Origin of the sequence: Mesorhizobium sp. M3A.F.Ca.ET.175.01.1.1, assembly GCF_004791945.1 — a bacterium.
Classification (GTDB): Bacteria; Pseudomonadota; Alphaproteobacteria; order Rhizobiales; family Rhizobiaceae; genus Mesorhizobium.
The window spans coordinates 13,997-31,355 of record NZ_SRTP01000005.1 but is presented as its reverse complement, the minus strand read 5'-3'; the positions used below and the strand labels follow the sequence as shown (position 1 = coordinate 31,355).

Below are 17,359 nucleotides of genomic sequence, written 5' to 3'. Positions count from 1 at the left end.
TGTTGACTAAACTGCCACGCAGTTGCGCGCAGCCAGTTCGATCGCGTTGGAGGCTGATACGGGCTGCCCGTCAGCCTCGGCGCGATCTCGCTGAAGCAGCAGGACGCGTGCCCGGCCCCGGAGAAAATCCCAGCAAACCAGAGAAGGTTGACGATCGGGCTACCGCTGCACGGGCGCGCACTCGGCAAGCGGAAATAATGTCACGAGGCAGGCTATTTTTTGCGAGGCTCCAGGGCCGCGTCGCAAGCTCGCATCAGGTCGGAAGCTGACCTTCCGCCCTGCCTGGTTCTGGCGCAAGCCGCCCGAAGGCGGCCGCCTTACTCATCGGCGGCTGGTTCGCGTCTGGTGTAGATCAACAGAACCAGCGCCCCATCTTTGGACCCTGAACTGTGCGCGGCGTCCGGCGCCCTGCAACAATACTCACCCGGCCCAAGCGTGTGATCCTGATCGTAGAAGGATCCTTCGATCACATAGATCTGCTCGAACTCTCCCGGATGGGTGTGACTGCCCGCATATGCGCCGGCATCGACCTTCATCAGCATGGTTTTCTCGCCGCGCGCGGCATCTTCATACAGAGGCTTTATCCAAAATCCCGAAGCGTCCGTGGGCTCCCATTCCGCCGAGCTTGACGAAAAATATCGGGAGCCCAGGACAGGCGCTCGAATGCCAGATCTTGCTGAACTGCCACCTTCTATGGACCAGGTCTCCGCGGTGGACTCGCTGCGCTCATTGGCTTTCATGTTTTTCCTTTCGCTATCGAAATCCCCGGACGTTCTCGTAAACGATCATCGCGTCCGAGGGCCACTGCATCCCTCACGCGGCGATGCCCGATGATAGAGCCGCCGTGATCTGACGAAGGGAAACCAGTCCGAGAGGCTGGTCGCTGTCGCCGGTGACGACGGCCGTGTCATGGGAAGAGTTCGTCAGTTCCTTGGCGGCGACTTCGAGCGTCGAGCCGGACTTCAGCTTCGGCAGCGACCTGTCGTCGGATCGCGGGGCGGGTTCCATGACGGCATCGATCCTTATGAAACGCCCGCGATTGACGTCCTTCACGAACCTCGCGATGTAGTCGTCGGCGGGTCTCAAGAGGATTTCCTGGCTGTCGCCCTGCTGGATGATCGACCCGTCCCGCAAGATGACGATCTGGTCGCCGAGCCTCAGCGCCTCGTCCAGGTCGTGAGTAATGAAGACGATGGTCTTCTTCAGCTCCGCCTGCAATTCGAGAAGCATGGTCTGCATATCGGTCCTGATCAGCGGATCGAGAGCCGAGTAGGCTTCGTCCATCAGAAGAATCGAGGCATCGTTGCTGAGAGCGCGCGCCAGCCCGACCCGCTGTTGCATGCCGCCGGACAATTCTTCGGGATAGCGCTGCTCAAACCCGACGAGGCCCACGCGCTCGATCCAGCGCATGCCGATCTCGCGAGCCTTGCCCTTCTCGACCCCGCGGACCTCAAGCCCGAACGTCACGTTGTCGATCACGGTCCTGTGCGGCAGCAGGGCAAATCTCTGAAACACCATCGCCGTCTTGTTGCGGCGGAATTCCCGCAACTCCAGCTCGGACATTTCAAGAATGTTGCGTCCTTCGATTATGATCGAGCCGGACGTTGGCTCGATCAGGCGGTTGATGTGCCGGATCAGCGTCGACTTGCCGGATCCGGACAATCCCATCACGACCTGGATCTTGCCGGCGGGCATGGAGATGTTGATGTTGCTCAGCCCAAGAATATGTCCGTGCTTCTTTCCGAGTTCGGATTTTGACAACCCGTTCTGGACAGCGTTGACGTATCGCTCCGGAGACCGGCCAAATATCTTGTACAGATCGCGTATTTCGATCGACGCATCGCTCTTATTCATGTGCTGTACCCCGATGCTTCTGTAGGCGATGTCCGTAGGCCTGGCTGATGCGGTCGAAGATGATCGCGATGCCCACGATGGCAAAGCCGTTGAAGATGCCTTGTGTGAAATACTGGTTGGCGATGGCCTGCAGGACGTTCAGGCCGAGTCCCTGCACGCCGATCATCGAAGCAATGACAACCATTCCCAGCGCCATCATGATCGTCTGGTTGATGCCGGCCATGATCGTCGGCATGGCGAGTGGCATTTGGACCTTCCAAAGCTTCTGCCCGCGCGAGCAGCCATACGCGTCCGCTGCCTCCAGGACTTCCTTGTCGACCAGGCGGATGCCGAGGTCGGTGAGGCGGATGATCGGCGGGATGGCATAGATCACCACGGCGATGAAGCCAGGCACGCGGCCGATGCCCAGCAGCATGACCACCGGAATGAGATAGACGAAAGGCGGCATCGTTTGCATGACGTCGAGCACCGTCTGCATGGCGCCGCCCACGCGCTTGTAGCGGTTCATCAGGATGCCGAGCGGCAGGCCGATGGCAATGGAGAAGATCGTTGCCGTAAAGACGAGCGAAATCGTCTTCATCGCATCCTGCCACAGGCCGATGAGGCCAATCGCGATCAGCGTTCCCACGACGGCCAGAACCACGCTCCACTTACGCGCTGCAAACCACGCCACGGCGGCCAGCACAAGCACCACGAGCGGCCAGGGTGCGCTCGAAATTACCTCTTCGAAGAAGATCAGAACACGCTGCAGCGGGTAAAAAAAATTCTCGATCGACTCGCCGTAGACGCGTGTGAGGGCCCGGAGGGAACCGTCGATTGCCCGTTTGGCAGTCAGCAGGCCTTCAGGGTTCAATTGCGGGAATTTGAACAGCCAATCCATATCGCGATGCCCTATCGTGAGTGCGCCCGTTGGATACGCATTGCCGGCTACAGCCGACAGCAGAGATTAGACCCTATGCCGACACCGAGGCGCATAGGTGGAGGCCTCAAGAACGCTCGAAGCCCCCACCCGCTCGGCGCCAGACTTTAGAGCGCGGCCTTGACCTTTTCGGCGACGTCAGCCGGGACCCACTTGGTCCAGACTTCCGGCATGTTCTTGATGAACCACTTGGCCCCATCCTCGCCGTTCGCCTGGTTCTCGGTCATCCACAGCATCACCTTGCCGACTTCAGCCTGGGTCCAGCTGCGCTTGGCCAGATATTCCTTGACCGGGCCGACGTCGTCACGCTTGGTGAACTTGCTGCTGGCCAGCGTCACCATCTCAGCCTGTTTCCAATAGTTCGGCTTCGGGTCGGGGCAGTCCTGCTTCGAAGTGCAACGTGCCCACTCGGCGTCGTCATGCGCGCCTTCCAGACGCACCATCGGATACTTCACCAGAAGGGATGTCGGCGCCCAGTAAGCCGCGATAAAGCCCTGCTTGCGCTCGTAGGCCTTGGTGATGGCGCCGTCGAGAGCTGCCGCCGAGCCGCTCGGGATCAGCATGAAGCCCTTCTTGTCACCATCCATGGCCTTATACAGCTGCGCCGTCACAACCGTGTCGCCCCAACCCTGAGGCCCCTGGATGACGCCGCCTTTCGAAGGGTCTTCCGGAGCCGGAAACAGCTCCGGATGCTTCATGGCGTCGTCGACGGTTTTGATATCGGGATGCGCATCCGCGACATATTTGGGGATGTACCAGCCCGAAACCTGTCCGTCGCTGATCGCCGTGCCGATCTGGCTGATGCGTCCCTCGGCGGCGCCTTTGGTGTAGACGTCACCGAGCAGGCTTGGCGTCGATTCGGGCGAAATATCAGGCTGGCCCTTCTCGACCATCGCGGTGATGGTCGGCACGGTGTCACCCGCAACCGTCGTGGCGTTGCAGCCATAGCCGTTCGTAAGAATGAGCTTGTCGACATTGGACATGGCCTCGGCCGACTGCCAGCTGAACACCGCTAACGTGATGTCGCCGCAGGCCGCCTGCGCGGCACCCCCGCACAGCAGCCCTCCGAGGGCAACGGCAGAAAATAGTACTCTTCTCATGTAATCTCCTCCATACGCGTGGCTTTACTGACAAACCGACACCGAACCCACGCCGTCCGGCGAAACAGATCTCTGCGAGCAAGCAGGTGGATGCTAAGATGGTTTTCCTTCTTGTCGCGCCTCGGAACCGAGGCTTCACTCCAGGCCCGCCCTCCATTCACGAACCGCCATCTGGACCTTTGCGCCGAGCGTCGTGATTGGTTGAGGTGGCAGCATCCGCGGCGGCGGAAAGCTGGCGAAAATGCGGGTCAGGTCGGTCTGGACGCCTGTCGCGACCTCGGCGGCCGCTATCCCGGATGCGGTAGCCTTCGAAGCGCCAAGTCCATTGCAGCCGCAGGCGGCGAAAACCCCCTGCTCGACCTCGCCGAATGCGGGCACGCTGTTCCACGTCAGCGCCATGGCACCGCCCCAGCGGTGCTCCATGCCAACGTCCTTCAACGCCGGAAACCGCGCCGCAAACTTGCGCTCATGCAGAATGCCGGCGCTTGCGACTTCGCGATCTCCGGCGTTCAGGCCCGGATGGTACGAATAGCGCGATCGAACCAGAATGCGGTCGCCGCCCTGGGTGTTGATCCGGCGAACGGTCGTGCCCATCGGGAGGGCGGGCGTCGCGGCCCATTTCCTCTCTCCCGCCAGTCGCCTCGGGTCGAATTCCCTGGTCAGCGATGCATAGGTATAGACGTGCAGGAGCTGCCGCCGGAAGAAGCCGAAGCCCTGCGCATGACCGTTGTTCGCCAGGATGATCTTGGCCGCGCGGACGGACCCCTTCGGCGTCTTGACCAGCCATCCCGCACCGCTTTGTTCGAAGGAAATGGCAGGGGTGCGTTCAAAGACCTTCACAGGCCCCCTGAACGAGTCGGCAATGGCCCTGACATAAGCGGCTGGCTGAACGATCACCGTGCCTGGCGTGAATATCGCCGACGTGAATGTCTCAGTGCCCGTCACTGCGGCAGTTTCGGCCGCGCCTAGGAATTGATGGTCCTCTCCCAGCAGTCTTAGCTGTTCAGAATAAGCCACCAGGTGGCGGTCGCCTTCTGCAGTTGTCGCCATGCTGTAGCGGCCGCAGGGGTCGAAGATTTCGCGATCCCAGCCCTGCTCCTCCGCGAGTTCCTTGCCCAGCGAAATCGCTCGCCGATAGATGGCAATGTCTTGCTTGCTCTTTTTGGACGAGTCGCCGCTGAAGTCGTCGGACGAAACCTCGTGCGGCAAGTCGATGATGAAGCCGGAGTTGCGGCCCGCGGGGCCCTCGCCGACGACACCTGCCTCCAGCACCGCGACCTTCAGCCCGGGATCGAGCTGGGAAAGCCGGCGCGCCGCGGATAGCCCGGCGAAGCCGGCTCCGATAACCACGAAATCAACCGTCAGCGCACCTTCGAGCTGCGGTCGCTCGATACGCGGAGGCAGCATCGCAACCCATCCCGACACGCCAGGGTGTGTCGGGAAGCTGGAGGTTGCGAAGACTTTCGCTTTCGCGCTCACGTCAGGCCGCTTCCCTCTCGATAAGATTGCCGAGCGCCTGTCGCAGAGCCGCCACTTTGTCGGACGGGAGCGCCCGCAACGGCTTGCGGGGAATCCCCGCGCCATAGCCGGTCAGTTCGGCCGCGGCGTAAACCGACTGCACGTAGTCGCCTTCCCACAGAAGCGACATGACGGGCTCGAGCGACCTCCAGATCTCGCGGGCCTTGTCCCAATTTCTGGCGCCGGCCGCTTCAACCAAGGCTACGGTCGTCCTGGGGGCAAAATTCGCTCCGCCCCAGATGAGGCCGCTGCATCCCGCATAGAGCGCATAGGCGACCAGGTTGTCCGCGCCATTCATGACCGGAAGCCCGGTGCGGATCAGCGCGGCCTGCCTGCCGAGATCGCCGCTGCTGTCCTTCACCGCGCAGAAGCCGGGGATGGCGCAAAGTTCCTTGAGCAGCGACGGGGTGATCGCGACGCCCACCGCCTGAGGCACGTTGTAGCCGATGATTGGAAGTCCGCCATCGGCGACTTCCGAGTAGAAGTCCACGATACCCTGATCGTCCGTAGGCCCCTCGAAGAATGGCGGGAGCACCATCACGCCGTCCGCGCCGCTGCCTGCCGCGTGCCGGGTCTGCTCCACGACATCTTCCGCCAGCAGCGCCGAAGTCTGGGCGATGATCTTGGCGCGGCCGTTGATGAACTTCGCGCCCCGCTCGACCAGGGACCTCGATTCCTCTTTCGGCAGATAGACATGCATGCCGGTTCCGGAGCTCAGGACGAACCCCCGTACTCCGGCCGCGATGTAGCGTTCGATGTTTCGTTCGAGCCGTTGGAAGTCGATACGGCCTTGGGCGTCGAACGGTGTGGTGATGGCCAGGTTCAGGCCTGCAAAAAGAAAATCGGACATGCGCCTAAAACCTTTCCGGGCCGGACATTGTCAGATCCGACCAGATCGTTTTGAGCTGCGTGTATTGGTCGCGTGCCTGCAACGAGTTGCTCAAGCTGCCGAAACCCAATTGCTTGGGTCCGCCGAACGGCGTCGTCATCTCACCTTTGCCGAAGGAATTGACGCCGATGACGCCGGCTCCGATCATGTGACCGCCCCACCCAGATGCATATCCATTCCTTCTGGGGTCGCGTACATGGCAATGTTCTTTCGCGACAGATCGAGGTGAGCGCGAGTTATTTCAGCAGCTCGCTCGCCATTTCGAGATTCTATCGCCTCGATGATTTCATCATGCTGGTTCGATGCGGTGTCGAGGTCTCCCTGCATTTCCGCGTTGTTAGGGCGATAGAAGATTTTCGCGATACGCCCATGATCGATCAGCAGGCGACGCAAGCTGGGCAGCAGGTAGGGATTGTGCGCCATCTTGCCGATGCTCAAATGAAACTCGTCATTGAGGAAAACACGGCCATCGATGTCGCTTTGCCTGATCGCCTCTTTGAAACGGCTTTGGGTAAGCTTCAAAGCCTCGATCTCGGACGGCCTGGCGTTCTCTGCGGCAAGCTTTGTCGTCGCGACATAGATCATTGGCGCGACTAGGAAGAAATCCCGCAGCGACTGATAGCTCATCGACGCGACGCGGGCGGGCCGATTTGCCTCGAGCTCGATGTAGCCTTCCCCGGCCATCTGCCGCATGAGCTCGCGAACCGGCGGCCGCGACAAGCCAAACTCCTCGCTCAGCGCAACCTCGTCGACCACGGCTCCGGGCGCCAGTCGCATCGTCAGAATCCGTCGGCGCAGCACATGGTTCATCGTCGCCTTGCGGTCGGACGACAGAGGACTGCCTTCATCCATCTCCATTTGCGCTCCTCCCTCTGTCTACCTTAAGTCTACAAATTGTCTACAGTCAATAATAACTTTTGTAGACAGAGCTGGAAACGGGTCGAAATAACAGCCGCAACGCGATTCCAGGGCCGCCACACCTTGCCGCTGCGTGCCCCAATCGGGAGGCCGACAGGGTTCGGTTCAAGCACCTCGCTTCGAGACCATCGCGGCCGAGAGGAGCCCTTGACTATTGCCGGAACACGAAGGGGGTGACCTACTGCAAAAGTCTCACGCGCCTGTTGACTCAAGCGCCTGCGCCCTGGTCATTCCCCAGGGACCTGGAAAGCTCAACGCCAATTCCGCAGGCGGATGGTCACGAAGCGGCAGTTTACTTCACCTAACTTGGCCGAAATTTTTTTGCCGTTGTGGAGACTGGCAAACAGTCCAATATCGGCATGTCGCCCCTATCGCATGAAGGTGAATACATGTCCGTTGATCTGGTAGCCAAGCTTGACGACAAGCTGCGTGCAAAGCGCGAAAGCTTTGACAAGATCCCCGTGGTCGACATCGCGCCGCTTCTCGACGGCAGCGACAAGCAGGCGGTGGCCAAGCAGATCCGTTGGGCGCTGTCGAACACTGGATTCATGTATGTGAAGAACCACGGCATCGCGCGGGACTTCGTCGATTCCGTGTTTGACGTCAGTCGCCGGTTCTTCGAATTGCCCATGTCGGAAAAAATGGATTTGCACGTAAGCCAATCCGACGTGGCGCTGCGCGGATATATCGAGCCATTCGGAGAAAACACCGACCCAGGCAAGACGAAAGACCTGAAAGAGTGCTTTGACATTGGCCCCGAGCGGCCAACCCTGGAAGGGCCTTTCTTCGGCGCTAACCAGTGGCCATCAGGCTTCCCTGAGTTTCGCGAACTGACCTACGGCTATCACCAGAAGATGGTGGACCTGGCAAAGAAGCTGTTGAAGGGCATAGCGCTTAGCCTGGACCTTGCCGAAGATCACTTCGAGGGCTTGATGCACAATCCCATCAGCATTCAGCGCTTGCTTCATTACCCTCCGCAGACCGGCCATATAGGCGAAAACATCATCGGTATCGGAGCGCACACGGATTACGGCAACCTGACCATCCTGGCGCAGGACGACGTCGGCGGTCTCCAGGTGATGAACCGTGATGGTGACTGGGTCGAGGGCACGCCAATTCCCGGGACCTTCGTCATCAACATTGGCGATCTTATTCAGCGGCTGACCAATGATGTCTACCTCGCGAACATGCATCGCGTCGTGAATACCTCTGGGCGGGAGCGGTATTCGATCCCGTTCTTTATCGATGCAGACTTTGAAGCAACCATCGAGCCCCTGGCTTCTTGCGTCACCGTAGCCAACCCGCTCCGCTACAAGCCGGTGACATGCGGGCAGCATAAATTTGGGCGCTTTGCGGCCAGCTATGCCCACTTGGCAAAGGTGAATGAGCAACGGGTGGCAAGCTGAAAGAAGCCCACGCGGCATGCCTGTCGCCCAGCGCTGCGCAGCAGTTCTGGGCGAGACGCAAAGGACTCAAAGCGGTCGCCTGAATGTTCGGCGCGACGCGGTTTAGACGCCTTCAAGAACTTTCGGCGAGCCATTTGGCAAAAAGCCGTACTTTGGCCCCGGCCTTCGGGCGAATCTTCAAATAGAACGCCATGGGTGACGGCATTGCATCGGGCACAAGCTTGACCAGCCGTCGCTCGCGCATCAGGCTCTCGACCAGCCCGTCCCAGCCAAGGACCGCTCCGACATCGTCCTGAGCCGCCTGCAGCGCAATCATATAGTTGTTGACGGAGAATCTCCGACCCTTGGGATTGCCTTGTCCAAGCGCTTGAAACCAATCGTTCCAGTTGGTCCAATCGGTCTCCTCGTTGTTCATATGGATCAAGGGAACCTTTAACAGGTCTTCAACACTGGAAATATCGTGCTCCGAGGCAAATCTTGGAGTTCCAAGAGCGACGATCTGATCCCGGAACAGTTCGCGGCACTCATCGCCATCTTCCTGTGGAATTCCGTATTGAATGCTCAGGTCGCACCGAGTGGCCGCCCCGGGTACGTCGCTGACGATTTGCGCAACGGTAACGCTGGGGTGGCTTTTCCAGAATGCTGAAATTTTTGGCGTGAGCCACAATGAGCTGACTGCCGTGGTGGTTCGGATTGTCACGTCGACGGTTTCCGGCCGATCGCGTATCTGGGTGACGGCTTCCGAGATCGCCTCGAATCCGCGCTGAAGGGCAACGAACAAAAATGCGCCCTTTTCCGTCAGATCGACACCCCGGCTTCTACGCAGGAACAGGTCGCATTTCAGGTCGTTCTCGAGCGCCTTGATCTGGTGGCTGACCGCCGCGGGTGTGACGTTCAACTCCCGAGCAGCCTTCTTGAAGCTCCCGTTTCGCGCTGCCGCCTCGAAACAGATGAGAGCTGTCACCGAGGAAAGATCATAGGGTCTTGGCATCAGCGCCTCTGGACGGTTCGCTCAAACAGACAGATTAGATAAACTAAATCCGAACAAAAATTTATGCTATTGCCGAAATGAGGCCGGGGCGAAAAAATTGCAGCTTAAAACTCTGCAGCCCGTGGAATGCTTCTATGACCGCCTTCGCGCCCTCGATCTCAGACATGCTCAGACGCCGCTTGCCGGGCCATGCCCTTGAGCAGCCGTTCTACACCTCGCAGTCGGTTTACCAGATCGACCTTGAACAGATCTTTTACAAGCAATGGCTCTACGCGGCCCCGTCGTGCCAGCTTTCGAAACCGGGAAGCTATTTGACGGTGCGCGTCGGCGCCTACGAGGTGATTGTCGTTCGGGCACGCGACGGCCAGATCCGCGCCTTTCACAACTCCTGCCGCCATCGCGGCTCGATAATCTGCAAGGCGCGCGAGGGCCAGGTCGCCAAGCTCGTCTGCCCTTATCACCAATGGACCTATGAGCTCGACGGCAAGCTCATCTGGGCGAACGACATGGGGCCTGACTTCGACATGTCCAAGCATGGCCTGAAGCCCGTCCATCTGCGCGAGTTGGCCGGTCTGATCTATGTCTGCCTGTCGGACGATCCTCCGGATTTCGAGTATTTTGCCCGAACGGCTCTTCCCTATTTGGAAATTCATGACCTCAGCAACGCAAAGGTCGCCTACACGTCGACCATTGTCGAAAAGGCCAACTGGAAGCTGGTCTGGGAAAACAACCGCGAGTGCTATCATTGCAGCGCGAACCACCCGTCGCTCTGCCGTTCCTTCTCCCTCGACCCCGAGGTCGCGGGCGTGTCGCCGGACGGCTCCGTGTCAGCGGCTCTTCAGGCGCATTTCAACCGCTGCGAAGCCTCCGGCGCGCCGGCGCAGTTCCGGCTCGCGGACGACGGTCAATTTCGTCTGGCGCGGATGCCGTTGCAGCAGAAGGCCGTCAGTTACACCATCGATGGCAATGCGGCAGTCGCCAAGAATCTCGGGCATGTGGCTTTGCCTGACGCAGGCTCGCTGCTGATGTTCCATTACCCGACCACCTGGAATCACTTCCTGCCGGATCACTCGCTGACCTTCCGGGTGATGCCGCTCGGTCCGACGGAGACCGAGGTCACCACCACCTGGCTGGTGAACAAGGATGCCGTCGAAGGCAGGGACTACGACATCAAGCGCCTGACCGAGGTCTGGATCGCCACCAACGAGGAAGACCGCGAGATCGTTGAAGGCAACCAGCGAGGCATCTTCTCGCCCGCTTATGTCCGTGGGCCCTATTCGCCTGTGCAGGAAAGCGGCGTTTCGCAATTTGTCGACTGGTATGTGGCCTGCCTCGAGCGCTCGCTGGCGCCCAGGCTGATGGCTGCGGAGTAAGCGGATGAACGCCGTCACAAGACCCAATCTGGTCTTCTGGACCGACTTGGAAGAACTGGAATGCGCCTCCTTCCTTCCGGAGGCGCCGAACGTCCTGACCTTCTGCTTCCGGTCGCCGTCGGGAGGGCTGTTCAACTTCGAACCTGGGCAGTTCCTTACATTGGAACTGCCGGTCCCCGGCGGGCCCATCTATCGCACCTACACGATTTCGTCGTCCCCATCGCGGCCGACGTCATTGACGATCACGGTGAAGGCGCAGGCGGACTCGGCGGGAACGCGTTGGATGTTTGACAACTTACGTCCCGGCATGCGCCTGCGGGCAATTGGCCCCGGTGGCACTTTCTCGATCGCGCAACAGCCGGCTCGAAAGTATCTCTTCATCTCAGCTGGCTCGGGCATCACGCCAATGATGTCCATGACAACCCATTTGTACGATTCGGGGGTCGACCCGGATATCGTTTTTGTCCACTGCGCACGCAGGCCTTCCGAAATCATTTTTCGTGAACGGCTGGAGCATATGGCCTCGCGCGTAACCGGCATCGACCTGAAATGGGTGGTGGAAGAAACCGACCCCTACAAGCCTTGGACCGGCTACAAAGGCATGTTCAATCAGCTGATGCTGGGCCTGATGGCGCCGGATTATCTGGAACGCGAAGTGTTTTGCTGCGGCCCTGAACCCTTCATGCAAGCTGTGCGCGAGGCGCTGGCCGGTCTCGGCTTCGACATGGCGCACTATCATCAGGAAAGCTTTCGCGCGCCGCTCCCCGAGGCGGAGAACGTTCCGGACGATTTCATCCCTGGTGACAAGAACGAGGCCAAGATCGAGTTCGTCTTGTCCGGCGTTTCAGCAAGGTGCGTCGAGACGGATACGGTTCTAACAGCGGCGCGGTCGGCAGGGCTGGCGGTCCGATCGGGATGCAGCATGGGGATATGCGGCACCTGCAAGGTTCTGAAAACCGAGGGCCAGGTCCATATGGTTCACAACGGCGGCATCACGGAAGATGAGATCTCGGCCGGTTATATCCTTGCCTGTTGTTCCAACCCGATCGGCCTTGTGAAAGTTGACTTGTAGCCCGGGGAGCCATTACTGCTGGTCGGATATTGATTGGCGGGCGTCGCAGATCGTGAAGAGCGGTTCGGCGAATTTCCCTAATCTTGCGCCGCAATTGGATTTGGGAATCACGGCTGCAGTCGGTCGAACGCAGGCCATCGCGACGCCTTGCAACTAGCCCCTGAGCATCTCTTGCTCAAGTCGTGGCGTCGCGCGATCATCGCAGTGTTTGGGGGCTACAGATGGTTCGCCGTTATTACGACCTGCCGTCCTTGACCGCGTTGGCGGTTTTCGAGGCGTCTGCCCGGCATCTGTCGTTCAAGCTGGCAGCGGCGGAATTGAACGTCACCCCCGGAGCCGTCAGCCGACAGATCAAGGCGATCGAGGATGAGCTCGGCGTCCCGCTTTTTACGCGGTTGGGAACCGGTGTGGCTCTGACCAGCGCCGGCGAGGACCTTTATGGCGTGTTGGCCAGCAGTTTCTCGCGAGCGGCAGACATCGTCCGGAATGTAAAGCGCGGCGACCGTTCCAAGAACGTCACGCTGGCCTGCTCGGACGCCTTGGCATCGATGTGGCTGATCCCGCGCATGCCGGACTTCTGGGCGCGCCACCAGGACATATCCGTCGACCACCTTATCTCCGACAATCCTCGTGACTACCGCCGCGCCGAGGTCGAATTGCGCATCCGCTACGGATTCGGATCGTGGTCCGACGAAAATGCCGAGCTGCTTTTCGACGAGACGATTTATCCCGTTTGCGGGCCGGAATTTGCGAACAAGCACCGGGACGCGACGGCGGAGTCGCTGCCCGACCTGCCGCTGCTGCATGTTGATTGGGTTGATCCCGACTGGGCGAGCTGGGATGAGGTTCTGCGTCGCGCGGGCGTCCCGCACGGACCGACCCGGGGCCGGCGCTTCGGCAAATTCTTTGTGGCGCTCCAGGCCGCTCAGGCCGACCAGGGAGTTGCCGTGGGCTGGCACCGCCTGGTCAAAGCACAGATCGAGGAAGGCAAACTCGTCAGGCTGACGGATCTCGAATTGCCGGCACCGGGTGGCTACTATCTCACCTGGAATAACAACCGCACGCTTTCGCCTGCCGCCGAGACCCTGCGCGGCTGGATCCGGGAAGTCGCGGTACAAGAACGAGAGACCTGATATACACGGCCCAGAAGCGCCTTCGGTTCTGGGCAACCACATGCATCAAAGCAAATCGCGTCGCCTGGGTTCGTTTAGCGCGACGCGCTTCTATCTTAGAGTTCCTTGCCGGCGCGCTTCTGCATAGCCCATAGCTTCAGCGGCGCGCCGATCGACATCAACGGTTCTGGATAGAGGCGGGTCGGAGCCGGTTCGTTCAGGGCGTCCGCGATCATCGGCTCGTCGCTGCCGGCGGCAAGGTCGGCAGCCAGCATGCCATAGAGGGTACCCTGCACCGTTCCCAGGCCATTGCAGCATCCGGCGACGAACACCCGCTCCTCGATCTCTCCGAACGCCGGCGCGGAGTTCAGCGAGAGGCACAAATGCCCTCCCCACCGGTACTCCATCGGTATTTCGCCCAGCATCGGAAAGCGGGCCCGGAACGATCGATCATGCGCGTCGCCGATCTGATCGATCTGCTTCTCGCTCGTGGACATGTTCGGATTGTAGGTGAAGGTGTTGCGAACGACGATGCGATCGCCGATGCGACGGATGGTCGATCCCATCGGGTCGGCCGGAATCAAGCCCCAATGCGGCTCTCCACCGAGGGTCGCCTGCTCGCTCTTGGCAAGCGGCCTGGTCATGCTGGCATAGGTGAAGACGTGCAGCAGGCGCTTCTTGAAGAAGCCGAAGCTTTCGAGGTGACCGTTGACCGTCAGGATCAACCGCGGCGTGGTGATTTCGCCTTCCGTCGTTTTCACGGTGTGCAGCTTGCCGGTCTGCACGGAAGTGACTGCGGACTTCTCAAATATTCGCACGCGGCTCGACAAACCTTCGGCAACCCCGCGGACGAAGCCGGCGGGCTGTGCCATGACCGTGCCCGGCGTGAAGGTGCCGCCGACGAAGAAGTCGGTTCCGGTGATCTTTTTCAACTGCGGCGCGTCGAGCCGCTCGAATGGCTCGTCGAGGCCGGTCAGATGGTCCTCGAACTCGCGCAGAACGGCAAGTCCGCGATCGGTTGCGGCGCCGTGGAACTTGCCGGCGCGAACGAAGAAGCGCTGCAATCCATATTCATCCGCCGCCGAGGCCGAAAACTCGATCGCGGCGCGATTCATGCGAATGCGCTTGCGGTCGTGGTTCTGGCTTCCGCCATAATTGTCGCCGCCAAGCTCGTGCGGCAGATCGATCATGAAGCCCGAGTTTCGCCCCGCCGCACCCCAGCCCACACGCTGGGCATCGATAAGGACGATGCGGTCTCCAGGCACGAGTTGCGAAAGCCGGCGGGCCGCGGCCAGCCCGGAAAATCCGGCGCCGACGATCACCCAGTCCGCCGTGTGCCGGCCGCGCAGCACCTCGGGCGCCTTGGGAGGCGGCAGGAGCCCGTACCAGCCGGACATGTTGATGTCGGCAGGCGTTCTTACAGCCTGATGTACGCTCATGGCCTGACGGGTTAGTCGACCGCGCGCGAGACCTTCTGGTCGGAGATGTCCGCCCAGATGGTCTTCAATTCGGTGTACTGGTCGTGGGCGTGCAGCGATTTGTCCCGTCCGCCAAAGCCCGAAAGCTTGAAGCCGCCGAATGGGGTCGAGATGTCTCCCTCGCCGTAGCAGTTGATGGTTACCGTTCCGGCGCGGATGTCGCGCGCGATGCGATGTGCCTTGCCGAGATTGGCGGTGAAGATCGAGGCTGCCAGCCCGTATTGCGTGTCGTTGGCGACCCGGACTGCCTCGTCGGCGTTGGCCACCTTGATGACCGACAGCACCGGCCCGAAGATTTCCTCTCGGGCGATCGTCATTTCGGGCGTGACGTCGTCGAACACGGTCGGCTCGATGAAATAGCCTTTGCCTTGCTTGTGGGCGTTGCCGCCCGTCACGACCTTGGCGCCTTCCGCGCGGCCCTTCTTGATGTAGCCCATGATGCTGTCGAACTGTTCTTTCGACACGATGGCGCCAAGCCGGTTGCCCGGATCCAGCGGCTCGCCCAGAGGCCATTCCTTGAGCTTGTGAAGCACGGTCTCGACCAGGCGGTCCTTGATCTTCTCATGGACGATCAGACGGGAATTGGACGAGCAGTTCTCACCCATGTTCCAGAACACGGCCTGCGTGACATGCTGTGCCACGACGTCAAGGTTCTCGGCGTCGTCCAGCACGATGCACGGGTTCTTTCCGCCGCATTCGAGCACGATACGCTTGAGGTTGGACCGGGCAGAATATTCCAGGAATTTCCGGCCGATATCGGTCGACCCGGTGAAGGCGACCATGTCGATATCCGGATGCATGCCCAGCGCCTTGCCGGTGATCTCGCCGGGACCGGTGACGATCTGCAGCACGCCCGGCGGCAGCCCGGCTTCATGCGCCAGTTCGGCAATCCGCAACGCCGACATGTTGGTCTGCTCGGCCGGCTTGACGATGACGGAATTGCCGGTCGCGAGTGCCGGACCGATCTTCCAGGCCAGCATCAGGATGGGGAAATTCCAGGGCAGCACGCAGGCCACCACGCCGAGCGGCTGGCGCACGATCATCGACACGACGTCATCGCCCGAAGGCGACGTCTGGCCGTAGAGCTTGTCGGTGGCTTCCGCGTGCCATTCCAGGCAGTGCAGCGCCTCGGGGATGTCTATGGTTTCGACGTCATAGATCGGCTTGCCGCTTTCGAGCGTTTCGAGCACAGCCAGTTCATGCACGTTGCGCTTCATCAGCTTGACGAGACGGCGCAGCACGCGCTTGCGCTCGCTGGGATGGGCGCGCGACCAGGCGCCGGAGTCGAATGCCAGCCGCGCCTTCTCGACAGCGAGATCGACATCGGCCTCGCCGCAGGAAGCGATTCTGGCGATGACCTGCCCCGTCGCCGGGTTGATGGTTTCGAAAGTATCGCCGGACTGAGCCGCCCGCGCCTTGCCGTCGATCACCGCATTGGTTGGCAGCGGCAGGCTGTCCGCCAGGTTCTGGTACTCATCACGCGTTAATAGCGATGACATTTTCGGAAGCCCTCTTTTGTGATTTTGCGGTGATGGAGGCAATGACGGCTTTGAGGGTGCGGATCGTCGTCTCGAGTTCCCGCTTCTGTTCGTCATCGAGCGCGCGCATCGGACGGCGCACGGGGCCAGCCGGCAGCCCGGCCAGTTCGCAGCCGAACTTGATGCTCTGCACGAACTTGCCGCCCTGCTCGAGAACGCGCATCAACGGCAGCAGCGCCGACATGATCTGCCGGCCCTTGGTGTAGTCCTTTTCGACCACGCAGGCTTCATAGAGGGCGATGTGCTCAGCCGGAAGGCAGTTGCCGGCGCCGCAGACCCAGCCCTTGGCACCCCAGGCGAAGAATTCGAGCGCCTGATCGTCCATGCCGCAGAACAGGTCGATATGCGGATAGTCGCGCGCCAGCGCGTGCAGTTGGTTCATGCTGCCGCTGGATTCCTTGATAGCGCAGAAATTGCTGCTGCGGCCGACACGGTCCAGGAATTCGAGGTCCATCATCGTGCTGGTACGGCCGGGATAGTTGTACAGCATGATCGGCAGATTGGCGGCCTTGTCGATCGCCAGCGCGTGATTGGCCAGTTCGAGCTGCGTCGGCACCGCATAGTACGGCGCTCCGATCAGGATCCCATCATATTTGAGATCCTTGGCGACCAGCGCATAGTCGATGCAATCCTCGGTGCGGATGGCGCCGACGCCCGCGATCAGGGGCACCTTGCCCTGCACCATGGTTTTGGCAAGCTTCAGCAGGCTGACGCGTTCATCGCGCGACTGGGCGTAATATTCGCCGGTCGTGCCGCCGACGATGATGCCGTGCACGCCCGACGACACCAGATGCTCAACCATGACGCAGAAGCCGTCGCGGTCGATCGATCCATCCGCGTGAAACGGCGTGGTGACGGGCGGAATAATGCCTTTGAACGACATCTACCTGGCTCCATTTTGCCTTTAGGCCGACGGTTATATGCAAGGATTGCGCGCTCGGCAGCCGAAATAATATCACGCGACAGGCTACTTTTTTGCGCCACGTTTGCCGAGCGACCTGCGCCACAAATTTTGCGCAAGGGGGTCTCTAAAAGCGCGTCGCGCTGAAATGGATTCAGGGGACGCGCTTTAAGTCTTTGTTTTGATGCATGTCGTTGTCCCAGAACCGCTGCACAGGGCGACATGCACTGGATGTTCAGATCCTGAAGATTGATCCAGCGTCGATCGGGTGCCACCAACGGCATTCGCGC

Annotated in this window: 16 protein-coding genes; 4 read left to right on the top strand and 12 right to left on the bottom strand. The window is 60.5% G+C overall.

The window, feature by feature from the left end; translation table 11 throughout:
• Nucleotides 1-317: 317 nt before the first annotated feature.
• From EN818_RS13880 to EN818_RS13845, 8 genes are all read right to left on the bottom strand, one after another.
• Nucleotides 318-740 (bottom strand): cupin domain-containing protein, encoded by a 423-nt coding sequence (locus EN818_RS13880; RefSeq protein ID WP_095808568.1) that lies wholly within the window; start codon nucleotides 738-740, stop codon nucleotides 318-320.
• A 73-nt stretch (nucleotides 741-813) separates the two neighbouring features.
• Complete coding sequence (locus tag EN818_RS13875; protein ID WP_095808567.1) at nucleotides 814-1,854, bottom strand: betaine/proline/choline family ABC transporter ATP-binding protein; 1,041 nt, start codon at nucleotides 1,852-1,854, stop codon at nucleotides 814-816.
• A complete protein-coding gene (locus tag EN818_RS13870) occupies nucleotides 1,847-2,734 on the bottom strand; it encodes a proline/glycine betaine ABC transporter permease (protein WP_095808566.1) in 888 nt (295 codons plus the stop codon). The genes EN818_RS13875 and EN818_RS13870 overlap by 8 nt, the downstream gene beginning before the upstream one ends.
• 146 nt (nucleotides 2,735-2,880) lie before the next feature.
• Nucleotides 2,881-3,873 (bottom strand): glycine betaine ABC transporter substrate-binding protein, encoded by a 993-nt coding sequence (locus EN818_RS13865; RefSeq protein WP_095808565.1) that lies wholly within the window; start codon nucleotides 3,871-3,873, stop codon nucleotides 2,881-2,883.
• 135 nt (nucleotides 3,874-4,008) lie between these two features.
• Nucleotides 4,009-5,352 (bottom strand): FAD-binding oxidoreductase, encoded by a 1,344-nt coding sequence (locus tag EN818_RS13860; RefSeq protein WP_281036008.1) that lies wholly within the window; start codon nucleotides 5,350-5,352, stop codon nucleotides 4,009-4,011.
• 1 nt (nucleotide 5,353) lies between these two features.
• Complete coding sequence (locus EN818_RS13855) at nucleotides 5,354-6,241, bottom strand: dihydrodipicolinate synthase family protein (protein ID WP_095808563.1); 888 nt, start codon at nucleotides 6,239-6,241, stop codon at nucleotides 5,354-5,356.
• Between the two features lie 4 nt (nucleotides 6,242-6,245).
• Nucleotides 6,246-6,428: a hypothetical protein gene (locus EN818_RS13850; protein ID WP_095808562.1), complete on the bottom strand. Its 183-nt coding sequence runs from the start codon at nucleotides 6,426-6,428 to the stop codon at nucleotides 6,246-6,248.
• On the bottom strand, nucleotides 6,425-7,138 hold the full coding sequence (locus EN818_RS13845) for a GntR family transcriptional regulator (protein WP_095808561.1): 714 nt from the start codon (nucleotides 7,136-7,138) through the stop codon (nucleotides 6,425-6,427). Before EN818_RS13845 ends, EN818_RS13850 begins: the two co-directional genes overlap by 4 nt.
• A 449-nt stretch (nucleotides 7,139-7,587) precedes the next feature.
• Here EN818_RS13845 and EN818_RS13840 point away from each other — a divergent pair, with 449 nt between their 5' ends.
• A complete protein-coding gene (locus tag EN818_RS13840; protein ID WP_129553852.1) occupies nucleotides 7,588-8,604 on the top strand; it encodes a 2-oxoglutarate and iron-dependent oxygenase domain-containing protein in 1,017 nt (338 codons plus the stop codon).
• A 112-nt stretch (nucleotides 8,605-8,716) separates the two neighbouring features.
• Here EN818_RS13840 and EN818_RS13835 read toward each other — a convergent pair whose 3' ends face one another.
• Nucleotides 8,717-9,595, bottom strand: a complete 879-nt coding sequence (locus EN818_RS13835; RefSeq protein WP_095808560.1) for a LysR family transcriptional regulator — start codon at nucleotides 9,593-9,595, stop codon at nucleotides 8,717-8,719.
• 134 nt (nucleotides 9,596-9,729) lie between these two features.
• On the opposite strand from EN818_RS13835, the gene EN818_RS13830 reads away from it, so the two are divergent.
• The 3 genes from EN818_RS13830 to EN818_RS13820 all read left to right on the top strand — a co-directional run bounded on the left by EN818_RS13830 (nucleotide 9,730) and on the right by EN818_RS13820 (nucleotide 13,173).
• Complete coding sequence (locus EN818_RS13830) at nucleotides 9,730-10,968, top strand: aromatic ring-hydroxylating dioxygenase subunit alpha (protein ID WP_135904655.1); 1,239 nt, start codon at nucleotides 9,730-9,732, stop codon at nucleotides 10,966-10,968.
• A gap of 4 nt (nucleotides 10,969-10,972) precedes the next feature.
• Complete coding sequence (locus EN818_RS13825) at nucleotides 10,973-12,040, top strand: hybrid-cluster NAD(P)-dependent oxidoreductase (RefSeq protein ID WP_095808558.1); 1,068 nt, start codon at nucleotides 10,973-10,975, stop codon at nucleotides 12,038-12,040.
• 251 nt (nucleotides 12,041-12,291) lie between these two features.
• Nucleotides 12,292-13,173 (top strand): LysR substrate-binding domain-containing protein, encoded by an 882-nt coding sequence (locus EN818_RS13820; protein WP_348631411.1) that lies wholly within the window; start codon nucleotides 12,292-12,294, stop codon nucleotides 13,171-13,173.
• Between the two features lie 95 nt (nucleotides 13,174-13,268).
• On the opposite strand, the gene EN818_RS13815 is transcribed toward EN818_RS13820, so the two are convergent.
• The 3 genes from EN818_RS13815 to EN818_RS13805 are packed head-to-tail and all read right to left on the bottom strand — an operon-like array spanning nucleotide 13,269 to nucleotide 17,051.
• Entirely contained in the window at nucleotides 13,269-14,591 is a 1,323-nt protein-coding gene (locus EN818_RS13815) for an FAD-binding oxidoreductase (protein ID WP_095808556.1), read from the bottom strand.
• An 11-nt stretch (nucleotides 14,592-14,602) separates the two neighbouring features.
• The gene (locus tag EN818_RS13810; RefSeq protein ID WP_095808555.1) at nucleotides 14,603-16,129 is read right to left on the bottom strand and encodes an aldehyde dehydrogenase; all 1,527 of its coding nucleotides are present in this window, start codon (nucleotides 16,127-16,129) and stop codon (nucleotides 14,603-14,605) included.
• A complete protein-coding gene (locus tag EN818_RS13805) occupies nucleotides 16,107-17,051 on the bottom strand; it encodes a dihydrodipicolinate synthase family protein (RefSeq protein WP_095808554.1) in 945 nt (314 codons plus the stop codon). The genes EN818_RS13810 and EN818_RS13805 overlap by 23 nt, the downstream gene beginning before the upstream one ends.
• Between the last annotated feature and the right edge of the window lie 308 nt (nucleotides 17,052-17,359).